Here is a 21,936-nt window from a genome sequence, read left to right as displayed (position 1 = left end):
ACGGCGCCTCGCCCCGAGACCCGGAAGGGATAGCGATCGCGTGAGATTCAGCCACCTCGTCAGGAGCTCGGCGCTCCCGGTCCCGCCCCCCTCGCGGGGACCCCTGGCCCCGGAGGCGGCGCCCGCGGCTCCGCGCCGCCCGGTCAGGCTGCTTCGGAGCGAATCCGCGGGTCCCGCTCGGGCGTGGGAGGCCGGCAGGGCGGACGTCATGTATCACGACGCCGTGGGCCGCGTCGGCGACATTCACCAGGCGGTTCGGGCCGGGGCGCCCATCTCCATGGCCGAGGCGGAGGGCACGGTGGACCTGCTCCTCCAGGCTCTCGCGACCGACGACGCGCCGGTGGAACTGCTCTTTCGCTCCAGAGGCCGCCCCTCCACGCCGGCCCGCACGGCGGTGAACCTCTGCATCCTGGCGGCGAAGATGGGCGAGGAGCTCGGGTACGGCCGTGCCCAGCTTCGGGAGCTCGGCCTGGCCGCCCTGCTCTGGAACATCGGGGTCGTCCGCGCGCCGGACGACATCGCCGGGCCGGCCGTCGTCGAGCGGTACCGGCGCGAGGGCGAGTACGCGGACGTCATCCGGCTGGCCGAGAGCTACGAGGAGCGCGTCAACGGCGCTCCGGGCGAGCGCCAGGCGCCCGCCGAGGCGCTCAAGGGCATCCTCCAGCGGGAGCGCTCGCGCTACCCGGACCGGATCCTGAAGGCCCTCGTCCGGGGGATCTCGATGTTCCCCGTCGGCGGCCTCGTGCGCCTGACCACCGGGGACATCGGACGCGTCGTCGCGCGTAACCGGGACTTCCCGCTGCGTCCTGTGGTGGAGGTGCTCGTCCGTCGCGGGAGTCCGCCCCCCACCCCCGTGGTGATCGACCTGATCCAGAATCCCCTGGTCCACGTCCGGGAGTCGCTGGTCGAAGAGGCACTGCCCTAGGACGGCTCACGTCCGCGCTCCTCGCCTGGAAATCGACCTTTCCAGTGCTCCGAGCCCGAGCTATGCTGTCGCTGTGACCGTCGCTCTGGGCCTCGACGTCCTCTGACATGCGCATCTTGACCGCGTCGCGACTGGCCGTCGGCGGATTCGCGCTCGCCGCGGCCGTGCTCACCCTGCTCGGGTGGCTGTCGTATCGCCAGATGGTCGACCTCCGCGAGGCCACCGAGCGCGTGAGCCACAGCCTGATCGTGCGGGAGACGACCGAGATCGTCCTGTCCCTCGTCAAGGACGCCGAGACCGGCCAGCGGGGGTTCGTCATCACCGGCGATCCGCAGTACCTCGAGCCGTACGAGCTGGCCCGCGGCGCGCTGCCGGATCGGCTCGGGCAGCTGCGTCGACTCACCGCCGACAACATCCGACATCAAGAGCTCCTCGAGCGGCTCGAAGGGCTGGTCCGGCAGAAGCTCGAAGAGGTGAACGCCAGCGTCGAGGCCCGCCGGCGCGGCGGCTTCGAGGGCGCCGCCCCCATGGTGCGCAGCGGAGAAGGCAAGCGCGTCATGGACGAGATCCGGAGCGTCGTCGGGGCGATGCGGGCCGAAGAGGCCCGCCTGTACCGGGAAGAAGCCCGCGTCGAGGCCGTGAAGGCTCGCCGCGCCACCTACACCGACATCGTCGGCCTCACGGTCGCGCTCGGGCTCGTCGCAGTCGCCATGCTGTCCCTGAGCCGGGCGGTGGCCGAACGCGAGCAGGCGCGGGCGGCCCGCGCCAGCGCGGATGCCCTGGCCGCGGCGACGGCCCGGTCGGAGGCGCGGCTTCGAGTCACGCTGGCGAGCATCGGGGACGCCGTGATCGCGACCGATCCGAGCGGCCTGGTGACGCTCATGAACCCGGTCGCGGAGACCCTGACCGGCTGGTCGCTCGCGGAGGCCCGCGGTCGCCCGTACGAGGAGGTTTTCCGGATCGTCAACGCGCGTACCCGGGCCGTCGTGGAAAGCCCGGTCGCCCGAGTGCTGCGCGAGGGGCGCGTGGTGGATCTCGCCAACCGTACCGTTCTGCTCGCGAAGGACGGGACGGAGATCCCGATCGACGACAGCGGCGCGCCGATCCGCGATGCGGGGGGGATCGTGCTGGGCGTCGTGCTGGTCTTCCGGGACGTCACCGCGCGTCAGCGGGCCGAGCAGGAGCGCGCGGACTTGCTCGCCCGGGAGCGCGCGGCGCGAGCGGAAGCCGAGGGAGGGAATCGCGCCCGCGATGAGTTCCTCGCCATGCTGAGCCACGAGCTGCGCAATCCGCTTGGCGCGATCACGAACGCGGTCACGAGCCTCGAACGGACGGGGCAGGGAGACGACCTCGCGGTCCGGCTGCATGAGATCATCGCCCGCCAGGCCGCCCACCTCGGCCGCCTCCTCGACGACCTGCTCGACATCGGGCGGGTCACCGCCGGGAAACTCGTCCTTCAGCGGCAGCCGGTCGATCTGCATCACGTCGTGGAGCGCGCCCTCACGCCCTTCCTCGAGGGCGGGCGCGCATCCGACCGCCGGATCCTGCTGTCGGCGAAGCCGGCGTGGGTCGACGGGGATCCGAGCCGGCTGGAGCAGATCGTGACGAACCTGGTCGACAACGCGGTGAAGTACACGCCGGCTGGCGGCACGATCACCGTCGCGGTGGAGTGCGTGGAGGATCTGGCGATGGTGCGAGTGGCCGACACGGGCTTCGGGATCGCCCCCGACATGCTCCCCCGGGTGTTCGATCTGTTCGCCCAGGAAGACCGCCCGCTCCAGCGCCCTCGAGACGGGCTCGGGATCGGCCTGACCATCGTTCGCCGGCTGGCGGAGCTGCACGGCGGGGCGGTGGAGGCGCGCAGCGCCGGCTCGGGGCGGGGCAGCGAGTTCGTCGTGCGCCTGCCTCTCCTGTCCCCGGCGGCCGTGCCCGGCCGGGGCGCGTCGGAGCGCGCCGGCGTGATCCCACGGCGCGTGCTCATCGTCGAGGACAGCGAGGACGTGCGGGAGAGCCTCCGGATTCTCCTCGAGCTGGATGGGCACGAGGTCGCGGTGGCCCCCGATGGATCGGCCGGTCTCGAGCGTCTGCAGGCACTACGGCCCGACGTCGCCCTGATCGACTTCGGATTGCCCAGGCTCGACGGCCTGACTCTGGCCGCGCGCATCCGGGCCACGCCGGGCGGGGAGCGCTTCTGCCTGATCGCGCTGACCGGATACGGGCGGCCGGAGGATCGGGAGCGGGCGGTCGCGGCCGGCTTCGACGCCTTCCTCGTCAAACCGGTGGACTACGGCGAGCTGACCGGGGTGCTGGCCCGCCTCCCGACCGGTCGGTCTCTCGAACGGTAACCGCGCGCGGTCCGCTGGGCCCGCTGACAGCGACCGGCGGAGTGCAGGTGGAGACGCTCGGCATCGGTTTCATCGGAGCCGGGTTCGCGGCCGACCTCCACGCCCACGCGCTCGGCGCATCGCGCGGGGTCAAGTGCGAGCTCCGGGCCGTCTACTCGCGGTCGCGGGAGCGCGCGGAGGCGTTCGCCCGGAAGTTCGGCATCCCGCACGCGTACACGGATCATCGCGCCCTCCTCGACCGGCCGGACATCGACGTCGTCACCTTGCCGGTGGTCACCAGTCACCACCACCTCTTCGCCATCGACGCCGCCCGGGCCGGCAAGCACGTCATCGTCGAGAAGCCGCTGACCGGCTGCTTCGTGGAGGCCGAGGCCCTGTCCCGGCAGGCCATGCTCGACGCGGCCCGGCAGAACGCCGACGCCATCCTCGACGCCTGCCGGGAGAACGGCGTCACCCTCTGCTACGCGGAGAACTTCGTCTACGCGCCGGCCATGGCCAAGCTCCGGCGTCTCATGGACCGGGCCGGCGGGACGCTGCTCGATCTGCGCGCCGAGGAGAGCCACTCCGGTTCCCACGCCGACTACTCCCGCCGCTGGGCGACGGCCGGGGGCGGCTCGCTCCTCCGGATGGGCTCCCACCCGATCGGGGCGGTGATCCACTTGAAGCACTACGAGGGGCGGCAGAGGCGTGGAGCGCCGATCCGGGTGGCGTCGGTCATCGGGGAGGTCGGCCGGCTCACGGAGGTCCCGGCCGTCCGGGCGACGTCCCCGCAGTGGCTGGTGACGAGCTGGGAGGACGTCGAGGACTGGTCGGCGGCCATCCTCACGTTCGAGGACGGGACCAAGGCGACGGTCATGGCGACCGACGTGAGCCTCGGCGGCGTGAAGAACCTGGTCACCGCCTACTTCACCAACGGGGTCGTCCAGGTGAACATCAATCCGAACACGACGCTCCAGATCTACGCGCCCGAGGGCGCGGTCTGGGGGGACGAGTACCTCACCGAGAAGGTGGAGACCAAAGCCGGCTGGCAGTTTCCGAGCCCCGACGAGGACTGGACACGCGGCTACCCGCAGGAGATGGCGGACTTCGTCGACGCCCTCCGTGAGGGCCGGGAGCCGCTCTCGGGCGCGCTCCTGGCACGGGAGACCGTGGAGGTCATCTATGCCGCCTACGTGTCCGCCCAGGAGGGCCGGCGGGTCGACCTCGCTCGAGACCGCCGTGGGTGACCGCGTGCGCGCGCGCGGGCGGCGGACCGGCGTCCTCCTGGCGATCGTCCTGCTCGCGACCGCGGGGAGTGCCGGCGCCCATCCGCTGGCCTTGGTCGGGCGCGCCGCGGCAGCCGTCGAGCCCCGCTTCGATCCCGCGCGGCCGGAGCGCGGCCCTCTTCCCTCCGATCGCCTGACCCTCGCCGACGCCGCTCAGCGGACGGGCCTCCGGGTGGCGCTGCCCTTGCCCGACTGCGCTCTCCAGCCCTCGACCTGCGACGACGTCCACCTGCTCAACGAGCTGGACGGGTTCGACTTGAGCCCGCGCCTGGCCGTGGCCTTCTCGGGGCCCATCGACCCGGCGAGCGTGACCGTGCGGAGCCTCTTCCTCGTGCGTCTCGCGCCGGGGCCGCCGGAGGCGATGGCGGTCGACCGCCTGGTCTACGATCCCGGGTCCCAGACACTCTACGCCCGGCCGGAGACGCTGCTGGAGCCGGAGACGCGCTACGGACTGGTCGTCACGCGGGAGCTCCGCGATGTCCAGGGGCGGCCGCTCCGCCCCTCGGCGGCATTCCGCGGCTTCCTGCGTCGGCGCGCTGGGCCGCCGGCCGTGCAGGACTACCGCCGGCGGCTCAATGCGCTCATGGCCGCGCTGGACCGCCGGGGCGTGCGCGAGGAGACGGTGACGGTGGCGGCGGTCTTCACCACCGCGAGCGTGACGACCTTCCTCGAGCACGCCCGCGACGCCCTCGAGCGGCGTCCGCCGCCCCCGGCCGTCATGACCGCTCCCGAGGGTGGGGGACGCGCCTACTTCCCCCGGGCGACGCTGAAAGGCCTCGTCCTGCGCCGGCAGGTGCGGGTGGCGCTCGAGGCGCCGGATGCCTTCCAGGACGGACCCCTTTCACTGGCCGCGCTGCCCCCGGATGCGGTCGCCGGGGTCGGGGTCGGATGGTACTGGTCGCCCGCGTACCTGACCCGCGATCGACGCATCGTCGAGGCCGCGACCGCGCGGCCCCAGCCGGCGGCGCCGGGGGACGTGCCGCTCCCGTTCGTGATCGTGCTGCCGGCGGGAAGCCGGCCGCCCGAAGGCTGGCCGGTCGCGATCATGGGACACGGCTACGGCGGGGAGATGTTCTCGAGCGCGCTCCGGATCGCCGGCGTGCTCGCGCGCCACGGGATCGCGACGGCCGCGGTGACGGTGGTGGGGCACGGCGGGGGGCCCGAAGGTCGCCTGATCGTGGAGCGGACGGATGGGGCACCGCTCGAGGTGCGGGTCCCGGGCCGCGGGATCGATCTGAACGGGGACGGCAAGATCGACGCGACCGAGGGGCTGAGCCCCCCGACGCCCGGGCCGCTCGCCCTGGTCGGGCTGCGCGACGGGCTGCGCCAGCAGGTGGTCGACCTGATGGCGTTCGCGCGCGCGCTCAAAGCCGGGCTCGACGTGGACGGCGACGGCATGCCCGATACGCGCGGCGACGCGATCTCGTACGTGGGACAGTCCCTCGGCGGGATCTACGGGACGCTCTTCCTTGCCGTCGATCCGCGCCTCCGCGTCGGCGTCCTCAACGTGCCGGGCGGGCCGATCGCCGAGGTCGCCCGCCTCTCGCCGGTCTTCCGGCCGGCGCTGCGCCGGGTCCTCGAGGGTCGCACGCCCTCGCTCCTCAACGCCGAGGACGGCTTCCGGGAGGACTTGCCGCTCCGGGGCGACCCGCCGGTCGTCTCACCCGCGCCGGGCGCGCTGGCCGTCCAGGAGTACCTCGCGCGCGCCGAGTGGCTGGCCCGGCGCGGCGATCCCGTCGCCTACGCGCGGTACCTGCGGGCGAGCCCGCTGCTCGGCCAGGAGCCCAAGCGGGTCCTGATCCAGTTCGCCTGGGGGGACGCCGTCGTCCCGAACCCGACGACGAGCGCGCTCGTCCGCGCCGGCCAGCTCTCGGACGCCACCGCGCTGCTGCGCTACGATCGCGTGGCGGGGAGCGTGCCCAAGGAGCTCGCCGAGCCGCACGGGTTCCTCCTCCGGATCGGGGCCCCCGGGGCAGCCGGGACGCTGGCCCGGGCGGCCCAGGAGCAGGTGGCCCGCTTCTTCCTGTCCGAGGGGGTGGAAGTCTGGAACCCCGACACCGGCGCGTCCCCGCCGGCGCGCGAACCGGTCTTCGAGATCCCCGCGGCCGGCCTGCCGGACCGCCCGGGCTTCGCGCCCACGCAGTGATCGGGGTGCCGGCATCCCTCGGCCGGGGCCGCGCGGTGTCCGCGGGTTGAACGGGGCGGACGAGTATGTTACATAAAGGCTTGTCTTCACCCGGCTGAGCCCATTGACGCGCCGGGTCCGCCCGGCGCCCCGCGACGGCCTCCGAATCCACGAGGACACGCATGGCGCACATGAAGGTCCTGAAGATCGTGCCGGAACGCTGCACCGGCTGTCTCCGCTGCGAGTACGCCTGCTCGTACATGCAGACGGGCGCGTTCCAGCCGTCCAAGTCGGTCATCCGGGTCTCACCCTATGAAGGGCACACGAGCTACGCCCCCTACACGTGCGTCCAGTGCGCCGAGGGATGGTGCATGACGGCCTGCCCGGTCGGGGCGATCGTGATCTCGCCGGCCGGCGCCAAGATCGTCCAGGACGACCAGTGTGTCGGCTGCAAGCTCTGCACGATCGCCTGCCCCTACGGGACGATCTTCTACAACCCGGAGACCCACAAGGCGTTCAAGTGCAACCTCTGCGACGGCGATCCGGCGTGCGCCAGCGCCTGCCCGACCCAGGCGATCCTCTACGAGGAGGTCGAGACCGCCGACTGGCTGGCCGACTTCGCCGCCGAGCGCGGGCAGCGCGTGCTGGCCGCGGTGGCCGGGAACGGAGGCCGGTGATGGCGAAGCGCCACGTGATCGTCGGCGGGGGCACGGCCGGGCACAACGCCATCATCACGATCCGCCAGGAGGAGCGGGGGCGCGACGGCTCCGAGATCGTGCTCGTCTCCGCCGAGCGGCCCTACTCGCGCATGGTCCTCCCGTACTACCTGGGCCGCACCATCGCCGAGTCCCACGTGTTCACCGCCACGCCGGCCCGGCTCGCCCAGCTGAAGGTGACCACCCACCTGGGACGCCGCGCGGCGAGCCTCGATCCGAAGGCGGCCAAGCTCACGCTGGACGACGGGGCGACCCTCGAGTACGACGACCTTCTCATCGCGACCGGCTCCTCGGCCGTCCGGCCGCCGGTCTCCGGGGTGGACGGCCCGGGCGTCCACAGCTTCTGGACGCTCGACCAGGCCCGGCGGGTGGTGGCCGAGATCAAGCCGGGCAGCCACGTGGTGATGGTGGGGGCGGGCTTCATCGCCTTCACGATCCTGAACGCGATCCTGGGACTGGGCGCCCGGCTCACCATCGTCGAGATCGCCCCCCAGATCCTCCCGCGCATGATCGACCGCGAGGGCGCCCAGCTGGTCGACGCGTGGTTGCGAAAGCACGGGGTCGAGATCCGCACGAGCGCGACCCTCACCGCGGTCGAGCAGGCGGGAGGCCAGCAACGCCTCCGCTTCAGAGACGGCGGCGACCTCGACGCCGACGTCGTCATCATGGCGACCGGCATCCGGACCAACCTGGAGTGGCTGGAGGGCTCGGGAATCCGCGTGAACCGGGGCGTGGTGGTGGACGATCATCTCCGCTCGAGCGTGCCCCAGGTCTACGCGGCGGGCGATATCGCCGAAGGCCGTGACCTGGTGACCGGCGAGCCGGACGTCCACGCCATCGAGCCGACGGCGATGGAGCACGGCCGGGTGGTCGGGGCGAACATGGCCGGCCGCGACCTGGCCTACCGGGGCAGCCTCCTCATGAACATCGTGGACGTCTGCCAGCTCGACGTGGCGAGCTTCGGCCGCTGGGACGACCCGGGGGCCGAGGTGTTCGCGGCGGTGCGCCGGGAGCGCCCGGCCTACCGGAAGCTCCTGTGGCGCGGCGACCGGCTGACCGGGGCGATGATCCTGGGCCGGGCCGACGACATCTGGACGACCAACGACGTGGGGATGCTCAAGGGACTGGTCCAGACAGGAGTCGGGCTCGGCCCGTGGAAGGAGCATCTCCGGCGGAACCCGTTCGACATCAAACCCGCGTTCATCGCGTCCCGCACGACGGCGCGGCTCCTTCCGGAGACCGTGCTCGGCCGGCCCTCGGCGGCGCCGGCCGTCTTCGCCACCGCCACGCGGGCCTGAGCGCGCGAGAGAGCGAGGAGCGACGATGGCGCAGGCAGCGACCGGCTCGAAGGAAACGACCGCGGCGAAAGCCGGGCTCCCCGGGGGCTATGCGGGCCGGCTCCTCCGGGTCGACCTCGGCGCGGGACGGGCGTGGAGCCAGCCCTGGACGCCTCAGGAGATGCACGACTATCTCGGCGGCGCCGGCCTCGGCGCCAAGATCCTCTGGGAGGAAGTGCCGCCCGAGGTCGGATGGGACCACCCGGAGAACCGCCTCGTCCTCGCGACCGGCCCCTTCGCGGGCCTCCCGGTCTGGGGCACCGGCGGTCTGACGGTCATCACCCGGGGCGCCATGACGAACGGCGCGACGTCCACCCAGGCCAACGGCTTCTTCGGGGCGAACCTGAAGTTCTCGGGGTACGACGCGATCGTCCTGCAGGGGCAGGCCCCGCGGTGGGTCTACCTCCTGATCCACGACGACCAGGTCGAGGTGCGGGACGCCGCGCATCTCCTCGGCAAGGACACCTGGGAGACCCAGGACGCCCTGAGCGCGGAGATCGGGCTCGCCGGGCACATGCTGAGTGTCTACTCGATCGGCCCGGCGGGGGAGAATCTCGTCCGCTTCGCGGCGATCCAGGGCGACTACGGCCACGTCGCCTCCAAGAACGGCTGCGGCGCGGTGATGGGACAGAAGCGCCTCAAGGCCGTGGCCATCGTCCGCGGCACCCACGCCCTCCGGGCCGCCGATCCGCGCGGGGTCATCGCGGCCGCCGACGAGATCGCCCACGACCTCAAGACGAATCCGGCGGCCCGGACGCTCTACGAGTACGGAACGCTGCCGGGGGTGGTGAACCTCCATGGCATCGGGGCGCTGCCGATCAAGAACTACACGACCAGCGTGGCCCCGTCGGATGTCGACATGAAGACGTGGGAGGCGCCGGCCCTCCGCCAGGGCTTCGATCACCGCGGACACCAGTGCAGCGCCTGCGGCATGCACCACTGCCACATGCAGGTGCTGCCGAGGGGGAAGTACGCCGGGCAGATCGTGGACGAGCCGGAGTACGAGGGCTGGTCGGGCGCAGGGTGGACGATCGGCCTCACCGACCCCGTCGCCGTCTCCTGGCTCAACACCCGGATCGACCGCGCCTGCGTCGACGTCAACGAGTTCGGGTGGCTCTGCGGCTGGGTGATGGAGTGCATGGAAAAGGGCTACATCACCGAGGCGCAGCTCGGCTTCCCCCTCACCTGGGGGGATGCCGAGGGAGCCAATCGCCTTCTCGACCTCCTGAGCCGCCGCCAGGGGCTCGGCGATCTCCTGGCCGAGGGAACGAAGATCGCCGCCGAGCGCCTGGGCGGCCCGGCCGCCGAGTGCGCGATCTATACCGGGAAGAACGCCTCGCCGCGCGGCCACGACCACCGGGCGCGCTGGGACGAGCTGCTCGACACCTGCACCGGGTCGACCGGCACGCTGGAGACGGGGCCGCCGGTCTTCCCCACCGAGCTGGGCCTGCCGGCGCGGATCAATCCCTTCGACCCCGAGCAGGTCGCCCGGCAGACCGCCGGACTCAACGGGCGGCGGCACTTCGAGGACTCGCTGGGGGCGTGCATCTTCACGACGCGGACCACCTTCGAGAACCTCTGCCGGGCGCTGTCGGCGGCCACCGGGTGGGAGGTCACCCGGGACGACGCCGTCCGATTCGGCCGCCGGATCGGCGCCATGTTCCGCGCCTTCAACCTGCGCTGCGGGATCGGCCCCGACAAGGAGTTCCCCTCCAAGCGCTACGGGTCGGTGCCGGTCGACGGCCCGGCCAAAGGGCAGACGGTCGAGAAGCACTGGGAGCACATGCTGGACGTCTGGTACGAGGGGATGGGGTACGACCGGCCGACGGGGCGCCCCAAGCCGGAGACGCTGCGGGCCCTCGGCCTGGAGTGGATGATCCCCGCCGTGTGGGGAACCAAGTGAGCTGGAAGCCCGGCGAGCCCATCCGGGTTCGCGTCGAGGTGCTCTCCTGGGTGAACCGCTTCGTCGGCGGCCCGGGGACGGGCGAGGTGACCCTGACCGAGGAAGTCAAACCTGGCACCACCGTGCGCGGCGTGCTGCGCCAGGTCACCGACCGGCATCCCGATCTCGGCGGCGCGCTGTGGGATCCCGGCAGCCGCCGCGAGATCGGCGACAACATCGAGGTCATGGTCAACAACGCGGTCCTCGGCGTGTCCCACGACCTCGACTCGGAGCTCCTCGACGGGGACCGGATCACGCTCCTCGGCCAGTACATGGGCGGCGGGTCTTGGCCCGGCGCCTCCCGGGAGGGCCCATGGAGCTGATCCGGGGCATCGTGCCGGCGCCGGTGCTGCCCCTGACCGACGACTTCGAGGTCGACTGGGCGGGGCTTCGCGACTACCTCCGCTGGCTCCTCCCCCAACGCCCGACCGCCCTCGCCCTGAACATGGACGCCGGCGAAGGCCCCGCGCTCACCGTCGAGGAGCGCCTCCGGGTCGTCGAGGTCGCCCGGGAGGCGGTCGGCGGGGCGTGTCCCCTGTGGAGCGGCCTCATTGCCGGCTCGACGCGGGAGGCGGTGGCGCAGGGCCAGGCGCTGGGCAAGGCCGGCGCCGACGGGCTGGTGGTCTTTCCCCCGGTGCCGGCCTTCATGGGCGAGCCCCTCCCGTGGCAGATGCCCTACGAGTACCATCGCGCGATCGGCGAGGCGACCGGGCTCCCCCTCGTGCTCTTCCAGTTCGCGCGCGGGATCGGTCCCTCCTACTCGAACGAGACGCTCCGCCGCCTGGCCGAGATCCCGCAGGTGGCGGCCATGAAGGAGTCCACCTTCGACGCGCCCCGACTGGTGGACACGCTGAGCGCGCTCCGCGGCGCGCCGAAGCCGCTGGCCGTCCTCACCGGGAGCGATACGTTCCTCTGCGAGGCGTACGTCCTCGGGGCGCACGGCGCGCTCATCGGATTCGGCGGTATCGCGCTCGACCTGCAGGTGAAGATGTTCGAGGCCGTCCAGCAGCACGACTACGCCACCGCCTTCGGGATCTGGGACCGGCTGGGGCCGCTGGCCCGGATGATGTGGGGGCCGCCGCTTCGCGACTACCGGCCCCGGATGAAAGAGGCTCTCGTGATGCTGGGAGTCCTCCGCTCGGCCGCGGTCCGGCCGCCCATGCTCCCGCTGGCGGACGCCGAGCGCCGCACCATCCGGGAATTGCTGGTCCTGGCCGGCTTACTCCCCGCGTAGGCTCCGCATGCGGCGCCCGAGGGTGGGGCGATGACCGAGAGCGCCCCGCGCCGCGCGGCCGCGCGCTTCAAGGCTCACCTCCAGACCGCGCTGGCCTTCGCGGCCATCCTGGTGGCCTGGCAGCTCCTCGGCCTCGAGGTGCCGCGCTACCTCTTGCCCACCCCCCTCGACACCGCCCGCGAGCTGATCGCGCGCGCCCCCCTCCTCGGCCGGCACGCCCTCGTCACACTGCAGGAGATCATCCTGGGCTTCCTGCTGGGCGTGGCCGTGAGCGTCCCCTGCGGGCTGGCCGTCGCCTTCTCCCGGGCCGTCGAGCGGAGCGTGATGCCGGTCCTGGTCTTCACCCAGCTCATCCCCAAGATCGCCCTGGCCCCGCTCTTCATCATCTGGTTCGGCTTCGGCCTCTTTCCCAAGGTCTTCATGACGTTCCTGCTCTCGTTCTTCCCCATCGTGATCGACGCCGTGGTGGGCTTCCGCTCCCTGGACCAGGAGATCGTCTACCTCACGCGCTCGATGGGCCTGTCGCCCTGGCGGGCGTTCGTGAAGGTCCGCCTGCCGCACGCTCTGCCCAACATCTTCGCCGGCCTCAAGGTCGCCATCACGCTGGCCACCGTGGGCGCCATCATCGGCGAGTTCGTGGGGTCGGACCGCGGGCTCGGCTACCTCTTGCTGGTGGCGGGGGGCGACCTCCGGACGGACCTCCTCTTCGCCACGCTCGTCGTGCTGACAGGCATCGGCCTGGTCCTGTACTATCTGATGGCGCTCCTCGAGCGGATCGCCATTCCCTGGCACATCTCGCGCCGCGGGCCCCTCGGCGCCGAAGGCGGCCTGTGACACGCATCAAGGAGGAAGCCATGACGAGACGCAGTCTCTGGACCGCGCTGGGCCTCCTGGCGATCGCCATCGTCGGGGCGGCCGTGCTGCAGGCCGGCCGCGCCACCGCCCAGGACAAGGTGACGTTCCGGATGAACTGGTACTGGGGCGGGATTCACGCGCCGTTCGCCCTGGCCAAGGAGCGCGGCTACTTCGAGAAGGCCGGGGTGAACGTGGAGATCGGCGAGGGCCGTGGCTCGGCGACGACGGTCCAGCTCATCGGGAACAAGTCGGATACCTTCGGGTGGGCGGACGGCGTGACCCTCACGCTGAACGCGGCCAAGGGCGTGCCGGTCAAGGCGGTGGCCACCGTCCTGAACGTCCTGCCCTATGCGGTGGTCTCGCTGGACGAGAGGAACATCCGCAGCGCCAAGGACCTGGAAGGCAAGACGCTCGCCATCACGCCGGGCGACGGCCTCACCCAGACGTGGCCGGCGGTGGTCGCCGCCAACAAGCTCAACGCCGACTCGATCAAGCTGATCCACATGGACCCCAAGGCGAAGATCCCGTCGGTGACCGAGAAGCGCGCCGATGCCCTGCTAGGCGGCGCCGATGACCAGGCGATCGCCATGGAGGTGAAGGGCTTCAAGACGCGCGTCCTCAAGTTCAGCGACCTGGGCGTGCCCTCGGTCGGCTTCGTGATCCTGGCCCACCAGGACACGATCAAGGAACGTCCCGACCTGGTCCGCAAGGTGGTGGCAGCCAGCATCAAGGGGTTCGAGGACGCGATGCGGGAGCCGGAGGCGGCGGTGGCGGCGCTCATGAAGCTGGCGCCGCTGGCCGACGCCGAGATCGTGCGCCGCCAGCTCGCCGTCGACCTCTCCCTCCTCTTCAGCAAGGCGAACCCCCAGAAGCGGCTCGGCTACGGGCCGCCCGAGGACTGGCAGGCGACGCTCGACATCCTCAAGCAGTACCGCGGGCTCGAGACGACCCTGCCGCCCACGGCCTTCTACACGAACGAGTTCCTGCCGTGATCCGGTCGGAGTAACCGCACGCAGCGCGAAGCCCAACCGCAAGGAACTGGTGGTCCGCTCCGAGCGGCGGCTCCGCCGCCGCCACCCCTCCTGGGGGTGGGCCTGGGAGGGGGCCGTGGAGGCCCCCTCCCATGAGCGAGGAGATGGCCGAGCCGCTGATCCAGCTCGCCGGCGTCACCAAGACATACGCCGCGCTGGACGGCCTCGTGGCGGCGCTGGAAGCCGTGACGCTCGACGTCGCGGCGGGCGAGTTCGTCTCGATCCTGGGGCCGAGCGGCTGCGGTAAGAGCACGCTGCTGCTCATCATCGCCGGGCTCCTCCCGGCGTCGACCGGCGAGGTCCGGCTCGCCGGCCGGCCGGTGACGCGGCCGCAGACCGACATCGGCATCGTGTTCCAGAACCCGGTGCTCCTCGACTGGCGGACCGTGATCCGCAACGTGCTCCTGCAGGTCGAGAGCCGCAGCCTCGACGTGGCGACCTATCGGCCGAAGGCCCGGGCCCTCCTCCACTCCGTCGGACTCGCCGGGTTCGAGGACAAGTATCCCTTCGAGCTCTCCGGCGGGATGCGCCAGCGCACGGCGATCTGCCGGGCGCTGATCCACGACCCACCGCTCCTCCTGATGGACGAGCCGTTCGGCGCCCTCGACGCCCTCACGCGGGAGCAGATGCGTCTGGACATCGAGCGGCTGTGGCTCGAGACGCGGAAGACGGTGCTTTTCATCACCCACTCGATCGTGGAGGCCGTGCTGCTGTCGGATCGGGTGGTGGTGATGTCCCCCCGTCCCGGCCGCGTCGACGGGGTCTTCCGCATCGAGCTGCCCCGGCCGCGCCACCTGGCCGTCCAGGAATCGGCGGAGTTCGGCCGGTACCTCAAGGCGATCACCGATCTGTTCCTGGCCCGCGGGGTCCTCCGCTACTGAAGAGGCCCGCGTGGAGCGGCCGCGAGTCTGGCTCTTCTGGGACGGCGCCTGAGGGCTCTGACGCCGCGCGGTCGCTTGGGTCAAGCGACGGGACCGGGATCATGTCTTCGAGGCGGTACCCTACCAGGAGGCCCCCCGGCCCCCGATGAGTGACGCGCTGGCCGCGCGCTGCGCTCGCGCCGTCCACGTCCTGACCCCCGATGGGACCCTGCTCGCCGCGGGCCGCGCCTCGCTCTTCGTGCTGGGGCGGATCGGCTGGCCCCGACTCGCCCGCCTCCTCGCCCGGCGGCCGCTCGTGTGGCTGGTGGAAGCCGGTTACCGGGTGGTGGCCCGGAACCGCGGGTTCTTCAGCCGCTTCTTCTTCCGACGTTAGGTCGTTTTCCCGGAGAGGTACATCTGGCCCGACGGGGCGGGCAGGCCGCCGGCCGGCTCGAGAGTCACGGCGAAGACGTCGGGCTGCGTCGCTTCGGGAATCGGGCCGACCGTCAGCGTGCTCGTTCCGGCCTGGTCCACCGTGAACGTCCCCGCGCTGATCGGCTTGCCGCCGCTGATGACCCAGAGCTGATACGTCTTTCCGGAGGGCACGGCGGGGAGCCCGCTGGTCACGAAGAATCCCTGTCGCGAATCGCCGTCCCACCACATCCGGCCGTGGGCCTTCGGGCTGGGCTCTTGCCCGGCCAGGGCCACGACCCGCGTGTCCGGCGCGCTCAGCAGGGCGAGCACGGTGCGCTGCCGGGCGACCTCAGCCCGCAGGCCGGCTGCCTCGTCGCGGAGCCGGCCGACCTCCTGGCGGAGGCGGACCGCCTCGGCCTGGAGGCTGGCCGCCTCGTGGCTGCGGACCGCCAGCTCCCGCTGGACGTCGGTGAGCGTGAGGGCCAGGTAGGCCAGGACGCCGGCGGCCGCCGCCAGCGTGGCGGTCCACAGGAGCGGCCAGCCCCAGCGGCGGCGCGACGGCGCCTGTCGGACGGGTTCCGGCCGGGCCGCGATCCGCTCGAGGACGCGCGCCTTCAGGGCCGGGGGCGGCGAGACCTGCGGGAGCTCGGCGGCAACCGTGGCCAGGCCCTCCGCGTACTCGACGAGGGCCGCCTCGCACTCCGGGCAGCGGCTCCGAAGGTGGGCCTCGAACTGTGAGCGCTCGTCGGGGTCGAGGGCCCCGAGGGCGTAGCCGGCAGCCAGCTCGGCGTAGGGCTCGTGGCTCATGACGGCTTGCGCTCGGTCGCGCGGAAGTGCTCCCGCAGCCGCTCCATGCCGGCCCGGGTCCGGGTCTTGATCGTCCCGAGGGGCTCGCCCAGCCGGAGGGCGATCTCCGCCTGCGTCAGCCCTTCGTAGAAGGCCAGCTCGATCACCTGGCGCTGCGGGGCGCTCAGGCGCGTCAGGGCTGTCTCCACCAGCCGCCGGTCCTCGGCCAGCCGGTCAGGGTTCGCGCTCGAGCCCGCCGGATCCCGGGCGATCGCCTCCGGCACGGGCGCGACGAAGGTCTCACCCCGGCGACGGAGGGCGCGCAGGCGATCGATGGCGCGGCTGCGGGCCCGGTTGAGCAGCCAGGCCTCCGGGCTGCCTCGGGCGACGTCGTAGGTGCCGGCTTCCGTCCACGCCTGCCAGAAGAGCTCCTGCAGCACCTCCTCGGCCTCGGCCGCCGAGGTCAGGATCCGCCGGATCAGGGCAAAGGCCAGCGGCGCGTACCGATCGTAGAAGTCACTGAACGCATCGCGATCGCCGCCCGCCATCCGGCGGATCAGGGCCACGCCTTCCGGAGATACTGGCGCGCTGGGTGTCACGATCTCGCCCGCGAACCCGAGGCGCCCTATGTGTACCAGGCCTCCCCAGGGCTGACAACCGGAATCTCCCGCGCGTCGCGCGAGCGCGCTCATCGCCACTCCTACGCGCGGCACGGCCCGCGGGGACGGCGGGTCGCCGGAGCCAATCCGCCCGGCCGGCGGCCGGCGTAATGGGGATCAGAGGACCGGTCGGATGCAGGACGACCACGGCCGTCTCCCGGGGACGGCATTGACACCGCCGCGAGGCATTCGCAGGGAGGATCAGAGGATGAGAACGCGACAGGTCTGTCCACTGTTCCGCGTCGTGGGCGCCATCCTGGCGGCGCTCATGATCGCCAGCAGCGCGCCCGTCGCCTGGGCGGCCAGCCACCGTGAGGCCCCGTTGATCGCGCTGGACCCGACGGCGGACATCACCGACGTGTACTTCTTCCGGAGCTGGGAGAATCCGGACCGGGTCGTCCTGATCATGAACGTGATCCCGGCCCAGGAGCCCAGCGCGGGCCCGAACTATTTCAACTTTTCCGACGACGTCACCTATCGGCTCCACCTCGATACCAACCGCGACGGGCTGGCCCAGGACATCGTCTACCAGATCAGCTTCCGGACGGAGATCCGCCCGCCGTTCAGGGATCTGCCCGTCTCGTACGCTGGCGTGGACCCGGTGGCCGGCCTGCCGCCGGCCATCACGGCTCTCGACGGGCCGGGGTCCGAGGGTCTGGGTCTCCGCCAGCGGTACACGGTGACCGAGCTCCGGCCCGGGCGACCCCCGCGGAACCTCGGGGGCGGAACCATGTTCGCGGTGCCCTCGAACATCGGCCCGCGCACGATGCCGAACTACGAGGCTCTGGCGGCCAAGGGCGTCTACCCCCTGGCCAACGGCGGCCGCGTCTTCGCCGGCCAGCGGGACGAGACCTTCTACATCGACCTCGGCGCCACGTTCGACACGCTGAACTTCCGGCGCAACCCGCCGGTCCTCTCGAACGCCGAGGACGCCAACGACCGGATCAGTCCCTTCGGCCGGGACCACTTCTCGGGGTTCAACGTCAACACCATCGCCCTGGAGATCCCGATCTCGGCGATCACGTCCAACCCGAACGCCGTGATCGGGATGTACGCCTCGACCAGCCGTCTCGTGCCGGTGCCGTCCAGCGCCGACGCCGAGGACTCCGAAGCCGCCGGCCAGCCGGTCACGCAGGCCGCGCGGCTGACCCAGGTCGCGCGGATGGCCAACCCGCTGGTGAACGAGCTGATCATCGGCACCGGCGACAAGGACCGCTGGAACGCGACCGCTCCCTCCGCCGAGGCGGCCTTCCTCGGCTACTACCAGTTCCCGCGGCTGGCCGCCCTCATGAACCTCGCCTTCGGCATCCCGGTACCGGGGACGCCACGGAGCGATCTGGTGGGAGCCTTGCTCAAGTATCCGGGTCAGAACCCGTCGAGCTGCTCGGCGAGCAACCGCTGCTCGGAGCTCTTGCGGCTCCGCCTCGGCGTGCGACCCACGCCGCCGGCCGCCCAGAAGCGGCTCGGCCCGCTCGCCCACAACCCGAGCGGGGCTCCGACACCCGACCCGGCGGGCTGGCCGAACGGCCGCCGGCCCAACGACGACGTCGTCGACCTCGCCCTGCGGGTGGTGGCCGGGGTGCTGAGCGGCGACGGCTGCTGTGACGGCTTTCCCCACAACCGGCTGAGCGACGGCGTGAACTTCAACATCGGCGCCGTCGGCTCTCACGTGACGGCCAACGGCATCGCCACCAGGTTCCCGTTCCTCCCGACACCCCACAACGGACGGAACATCCGGCATCTGAACGCGTGCGACGAGGCGGATCCGGACACCTGTTAAAACCCGGGTGGGCGGCGGAGGGGGCGATTCCCCCTCCGCCGCCGCTCCGGCACGCGGGAGGCGACGGTGATGTGGGCGCTTCGATCCCTCGGCATGCTGATCGCGTCGGCCTTGATCGGCGGTGGACTCGCCCCCGGCTCATCCGGCGCCCAGGCGAGCTCCGCGGACCAGGCCGCCCTGCATTACCAGCGGTTGCTCGAGCGACGGCCGGGCGACCCGCGGCTCTGGGCCCGGCTGGCGGACGCGTGCATCCAGAAGGCCCGGGCGACCGGAGATGTCGGTTACTTCGGTCGGGCGGAGGCGGCGCTCCGGAAGGCTCTCGAGCTCGACCCGCGGCACGGCGAAGCCGTCCGGCAGCTGGCCTTCGTCCTCTACTCGCGCCACGACTTCGAGGGCGCGGCCCGGGAAGCGCGGCGGGCTCTCGCCCTGGACCCCGGCGACCGCCACGCCTACGGCGTCCTCGGCGACGCCCTCCTGGAGGTCGGGCGGTATGCCGAAGCCCGCGAGACCTACGCGACGATGATGCGCCTCGGCCGAGACCTCTACACCCTGAGCCGACGCGCCGGGCTCCGGAGCCTGACCGGCGACCCCGAGGGCGCCATCGACGACCTCGGGCGTGCGATCGAAGCGGGCCGGGCCAGCGCGGAGCCGCCGGAGAGCCTCGCCTGGGCCGAGTGGCAGCTCGGCAACGAGCACTTCGCCCTCGGCCGGCTCGGGGCCGCGGAGGCGCGGTACCGGGCGGCCCTCGCGACGTACCCGGGCTACCATCGCGGGGCGGCCGGGCTCGCCCACGTGCGCGCGGCCCAGGGGCGCCATGCCGACGCCATCGAGCTCTACCGGAAGGCGCTCGACGTGGTCCCGCTGCCCGAGTACGCGGCCGCCCTGGGGGATCTCTACGCCCGGATCGGCCGCCGCCAGGAGGCGGAGAAGCAGTACGCGCTGGTGGAGTACATCGGCCGGCTCAGCACGCTGAACCAGGTGCTCTACAACCGGGAGCTGGCCTATTTCTACGCCGATCACGAGCTGAACCTCGCCGAGGCGCTCCGGCTGGCCAGGCGTGAGCTGGATGTCCGTCAGGACGTCTACGCCTCCGATCTCCTGGCCTGGGCCCTCCTGAAGAACGGGCGGGCGGCGGACGCCGTGGACCCGATCACGACCGCGCTCCGGCTCGACACACAGGACGCCAAGCTCCACTTCCACGCGGGTCTCATCTACCGGGCCCTCGGGCAGACCGAGCTCGCCCGGGCGCACCTCGGCCGGGCCCTCGCGCTGAATCCCCACTTCCACCTCCTGCACGCGGACACCGCCGCGCGGGCGCTGCAAGCCCTCGGGGAAGGCCGGCCTTGAGGCGGGCCCGTCTCCTCGCGGTTCTCTCATGGAGCCTCGCCGTCATTGCCCCGATCGAGGCCGCCGCGCATCCGCTCGGAAACTTCTCGATCAGCCACTACACGCGGATCCGCCTCGAGCCGTCGGCGATCGAGGTGCGCTACGTCATCGACATGGCGGAGATCCCGACCTTCCAGGAGGTCCAGGAGACGGGTATCGTGCCGGAGGTCGATCACCCGAGCCTCGGGAGCTACCTCCCGCGACGGGCCGACGCCTTGAGAGACGGGCTCGTCCTCGAGATCGACGGCCGGCCCGTGTCCCTCGCGCGCCAGGGGGTCGAGGTCCTCTTCCCGCCCGGCGCCGGGGGACTGCCCACGCTCAAGCTCGGGGTTCTCTACCGGGCCACGCTCGATGATCTCGCCCCCGGGGGCCGGCACGAGCTCCGCTATCGCGATGGAAACTTCCCGGACCGCGCGGGGTGGAAGGAGATCGTCCTCGTGACTGGACCGGGAGTCGCGATCGAGCAGAGCTCGGTGCCGGCCACCGACCGAAGCCGCGCGCTGACCGATTACCCCACCGATCTCCTGGCCAGCCCGCCCCAGGTTCTGGAGGCGCGCCTCACGTTCTCGGCGGCCGGGCCGGTCCCGCTCACCGCAATACCGCTCGACGGCCTCGCGTTGGCCGACGCGGCAGACGCCGGGCGTCCCGTCGCGGCGCCGCCGATCGCGGCGCGCCCTCCGCGCGAGCCGGAGCCCGTCTCCCGGCCGAGCGCGCCGCCGATTCGGCTCGAGGGGAACCGCCGGGCCACACCGCGGAGCGCGTTTACCGAGCTCCTGACGGACACGCGGCTCGGATTCGGGATCGTCGCCCTGGCCCTGATGGTCGCCGCCGGGCTGGGCGCGGTCCACGCCCTGGAGCCGGGGCACGGCAAGACGGTCGTGGCCGCGTACCTCGTGGGCTCGCGGGGCACCGGGCGGCACGCCCTCATCCTCGGGCTCGTCGTGACCGCCGCGCACACCGCGGGCGTCTACCTCCTGGGCGCCGTGACCCTGTACGCGTCCCGGTACGTCGTGCCGGAGCGGCTCTACCCCTGGCTCGGCGTCCTCTCCGGCCTCACGATCGCCGGGCTGGGACTCGCCCTTTTCTGCCGGCGGTATGCGGGCGGGGACGATGCCCATACCCATATCCACCCGCACGACCACGGCCATGCGCACGCGCATCCCCACGGCGGGGCGCGCCACCCGCACGACCCGGCCGAGGCGGTCTCCCTTCGCGAGCTGGTGGCGCTCGGGATCACCGGGGGGCTCGTGCCGTGCCCCGGGGCCCTCGTCGTCCTGCTGAGCGCGGTGGCGCTTCGCCGGGTCGGCTTCGGGCTCCTGCTCATCGTCGCCTTCAGCGTGGGACTGGCCGCGGTCCTCATCGCCATCGGTCTCTGCATGGTGTACGCGCGGCGGCTGATGGCGCGCCTCCCGGGCGAGGGGCGGCTCGTCACCCGGTGGCTCCCGCTGACCTCCTCGGCGATCGTGACGGTCCTCGGCGTGGCGATCGCGGCGCAGGCGCTGGTGGCCGCCGGAATCCTCCAGATCCGGCTCGGGTGATCACGGACAGAACGGGGGACGCACATGGACACGTCGCTGCCGGCCGCTCTCGGCGTGGGGTTCCTCCTCGGGATCCGCCACGCGCTGGACGCGGATCACGTGGCCGCGGTGTCGACGCTGGTCGGCCGGCATCGGAGCGTGGCACGCTCGTGTCTCCTGGGCGCCTTCTGGGGCGCGGGCCACACGGCGGCGCTGCTGGCGGCGGGGATCGCGGTCCTCGCCTTCAAGCTGACGATGTCACCCGAGCTCGAGCGAGGCCTCGAGACGGCGGTGGGATGGGTCCTGATCCTGCTCGGCGGACACGTCCTGCTCAGGTCCCTGAGCGCCACCGTGCTCCACCGGCACGCTCACCGCCACGACGGGGCTGCCCACAGCCACCTGCACGTCCACCTCGGGCACTCCGGGCAGGCCACGGCGCCGGACCACGTCCACCTGCTCGAGCTCGGGGGACGGCCGTTCCTCGTCGGGCTGCTCCACGGGATGGCGGGGAGCGCGGCCCTCATGCTCCTCGCCCTCACCGCCATTCCCTCGGCGGTGGGTGGGCTCTGCTACATCCTCGTCTTCGGGATCGGCTCGACCGCGGGAATGCTCCTGCTCTCCGGGATGATCGGCCTCCCCTTCGCGATGACCGCGGACCGCGCTCCCCGGCTCAACACGGCCATCCAGGCGCTGGCCGGCGCCGTGAGCCTGGTGCTCGGCCTCGTGCTGGCGGCGAGCGGCGGCGCCTGAAGCGCCGCC

18 protein-coding genes and 1 pseudogene are annotated in these 21,936 nt (G+C 72.3%); 17 read left to right on the top strand and 2 right to left on the bottom strand.

From position 1 onward, the window contains the following. The first annotated feature begins 208 nt into the window (after window positions 1–208). From VGW35_02250 to VGW35_02190, 13 genes and pseudogenes are all read left to right on the top strand, one after another. Window positions 209–925, top strand: a complete 717-nt coding sequence (locus VGW35_02250; GenBank protein ID HEV8306463.1) for a hypothetical protein — start codon at window positions 209–211, stop codon at window positions 923–925. A 107-nt stretch (window positions 926–1,032) separates the two neighbouring features. Further along, window positions 1,033–3,270: a CHASE3 domain-containing protein gene (locus VGW35_02245; protein ID HEV8306462.1), complete on the top strand. Its 2,238-nt coding sequence runs from the start codon at window positions 1,033–1,035 to the stop codon at window positions 3,268–3,270. Window positions 3,271–3,317: 47 nt separating this feature from the next. Next, complete coding sequence (locus VGW35_02240; protein HEV8306461.1) at window positions 3,318–4,496, top strand: Gfo/Idh/MocA family oxidoreductase; 1,179 nt, start codon at window positions 3,318–3,320, stop codon at window positions 4,494–4,496. Further along, a complete protein-coding gene (locus VGW35_02235) occupies window positions 4,489–6,681 on the top strand; it encodes an Ig-like domain-containing protein (protein HEV8306460.1) in 2,193 nt (730 codons plus the stop codon). The genes VGW35_02240 and VGW35_02235 overlap by 8 nt, the downstream gene beginning before the upstream one ends. 161 nt (window positions 6,682–6,842) lie before the next feature. Beyond that, window positions 6,843–7,337, top strand: coding sequence for a 4Fe-4S dicluster domain-containing protein (locus VGW35_02230; protein HEV8306459.1), 495 nt, complete (start codon window positions 6,843–6,845; stop codon window positions 7,335–7,337). Continuing rightward, window positions 7,337–8,674, top strand: a complete 1,338-nt coding sequence (locus VGW35_02225; protein HEV8306458.1) for an FAD-dependent oxidoreductase — start codon at window positions 7,337–7,339, stop codon at window positions 8,672–8,674. Before VGW35_02230 ends, VGW35_02225 begins: the two co-directional genes overlap by 1 nt. Before the next feature lie 25 nt (window positions 8,675–8,699). After that, window positions 8,700–10,616, top strand: a complete 1,917-nt coding sequence (locus tag VGW35_02220; GenBank protein ID HEV8306457.1) for an aldehyde ferredoxin oxidoreductase C-terminal domain-containing protein — start codon at window positions 8,700–8,702, stop codon at window positions 10,614–10,616. Further along, window positions 10,601–10,978, top strand: a complete 378-nt coding sequence (locus VGW35_02215; protein ID HEV8306456.1) for a MoaD/ThiS family protein — start codon at window positions 10,601–10,603, stop codon at window positions 10,976–10,978. The genes VGW35_02220 and VGW35_02215 overlap by 16 nt, the downstream gene beginning before the upstream one ends. Next, complete coding sequence (locus tag VGW35_02210) at window positions 10,969–11,889, top strand: dihydrodipicolinate synthase family protein (GenBank protein ID HEV8306455.1); 921 nt, start codon at window positions 10,969–10,971, stop codon at window positions 11,887–11,889. The genes VGW35_02215 and VGW35_02210 overlap by 10 nt, the downstream gene beginning before the upstream one ends. A gap of 30 nt (window positions 11,890–11,919) precedes the next feature. Further along, complete coding sequence (locus tag VGW35_02205) at window positions 11,920–12,723, top strand: ABC transporter permease (GenBank protein HEV8306454.1); 804 nt, start codon at window positions 11,920–11,922, stop codon at window positions 12,721–12,723. 20 nt (window positions 12,724–12,743) lie between these two features. Further along, window positions 12,744–13,736 (top strand): ABC transporter substrate-binding protein, encoded by a 993-nt coding sequence (locus VGW35_02200; GenBank protein ID HEV8306453.1) that lies wholly within the window; start codon window positions 12,744–12,746, stop codon window positions 13,734–13,736. 143 nt (window positions 13,737–13,879) lie between these two features. Further along, entirely contained in the window at window positions 13,880–14,656 is a 777-nt protein-coding gene (locus VGW35_02195) for an ABC transporter ATP-binding protein (protein HEV8306452.1), read from the top strand. A gap of 76 nt (window positions 14,657–14,732) precedes the next feature. Continuing rightward, window positions 14,733–15,029 (top strand): annotated as a pseudogene (locus tag VGW35_02190) (DCC1-like thiol-disulfide oxidoreductase family protein). On the opposite strand, the gene VGW35_02185 reads toward VGW35_02190, so the two are convergent. Both VGW35_02185 and VGW35_02180 read right to left on the bottom strand, forming a co-directional pair. Continuing rightward, the gene (locus VGW35_02185; GenBank protein HEV8306451.1) at window positions 15,026–15,856 is read right to left on the bottom strand and encodes an anti-sigma factor; all 831 of its coding nucleotides are present in this window, start codon (window positions 15,854–15,856) and stop codon (window positions 15,026–15,028) included. The pseudogene VGW35_02190 and the gene VGW35_02185 sit on opposite strands and share 4 nt — an antisense overlap. Continuing rightward, a complete protein-coding gene (locus VGW35_02180) occupies window positions 15,853–16,401 on the bottom strand; it encodes a sigma-70 family RNA polymerase sigma factor (protein HEV8306450.1) in 549 nt (182 codons plus the stop codon). The genes VGW35_02185 and VGW35_02180 overlap by 4 nt, the downstream gene beginning before the upstream one ends. Window positions 16,402–16,702: 301 nt before the next feature. Between VGW35_02180 and VGW35_02175 the strand changes: the two genes are divergently transcribed. From VGW35_02175 to VGW35_02160, 4 genes are all read left to right on the top strand, one after another. Further along, on the top strand, window positions 16,703–18,274 hold the full coding sequence (locus tag VGW35_02175) for a DUF4331 domain-containing protein (GenBank protein ID HEV8306449.1): 1,572 nt from the start codon (window positions 16,703–16,705) through the stop codon (window positions 18,272–18,274). 69 nt (window positions 18,275–18,343) lie between these two features. Next, complete coding sequence (locus VGW35_02170; GenBank protein ID HEV8306448.1) at window positions 18,344–19,621, top strand: tetratricopeptide repeat protein; 1,278 nt, start codon at window positions 18,344–18,346, stop codon at window positions 19,619–19,621. Next, complete coding sequence (locus tag VGW35_02165) at window positions 19,618–21,198, top strand: hypothetical protein (GenBank protein ID HEV8306447.1); 1,581 nt, start codon at window positions 19,618–19,620, stop codon at window positions 21,196–21,198. Before VGW35_02170 ends, VGW35_02165 begins: the two co-directional genes overlap by 4 nt. A 24-nt stretch (window positions 21,199–21,222) precedes the next feature. Further along, complete coding sequence (locus tag VGW35_02160; protein HEV8306446.1) at window positions 21,223–21,927, top strand: urease accessory protein UreH; 705 nt, start codon at window positions 21,223–21,225, stop codon at window positions 21,925–21,927. Window positions 21,928–21,936 lie beyond the last annotated feature (9 nt).

This window comes from Candidatus Methylomirabilota bacterium, assembly GCA_036005065.1.
Classification (GTDB): Bacteria; Methylomirabilota; Methylomirabilia; order Rokubacteriales; family DASRDR01; genus DASYQW01.
The sequence above is the reverse complement of the archived record's forward strand: the minus strand, read 5'-3'. Positions and strand labels throughout refer to the sequence as shown.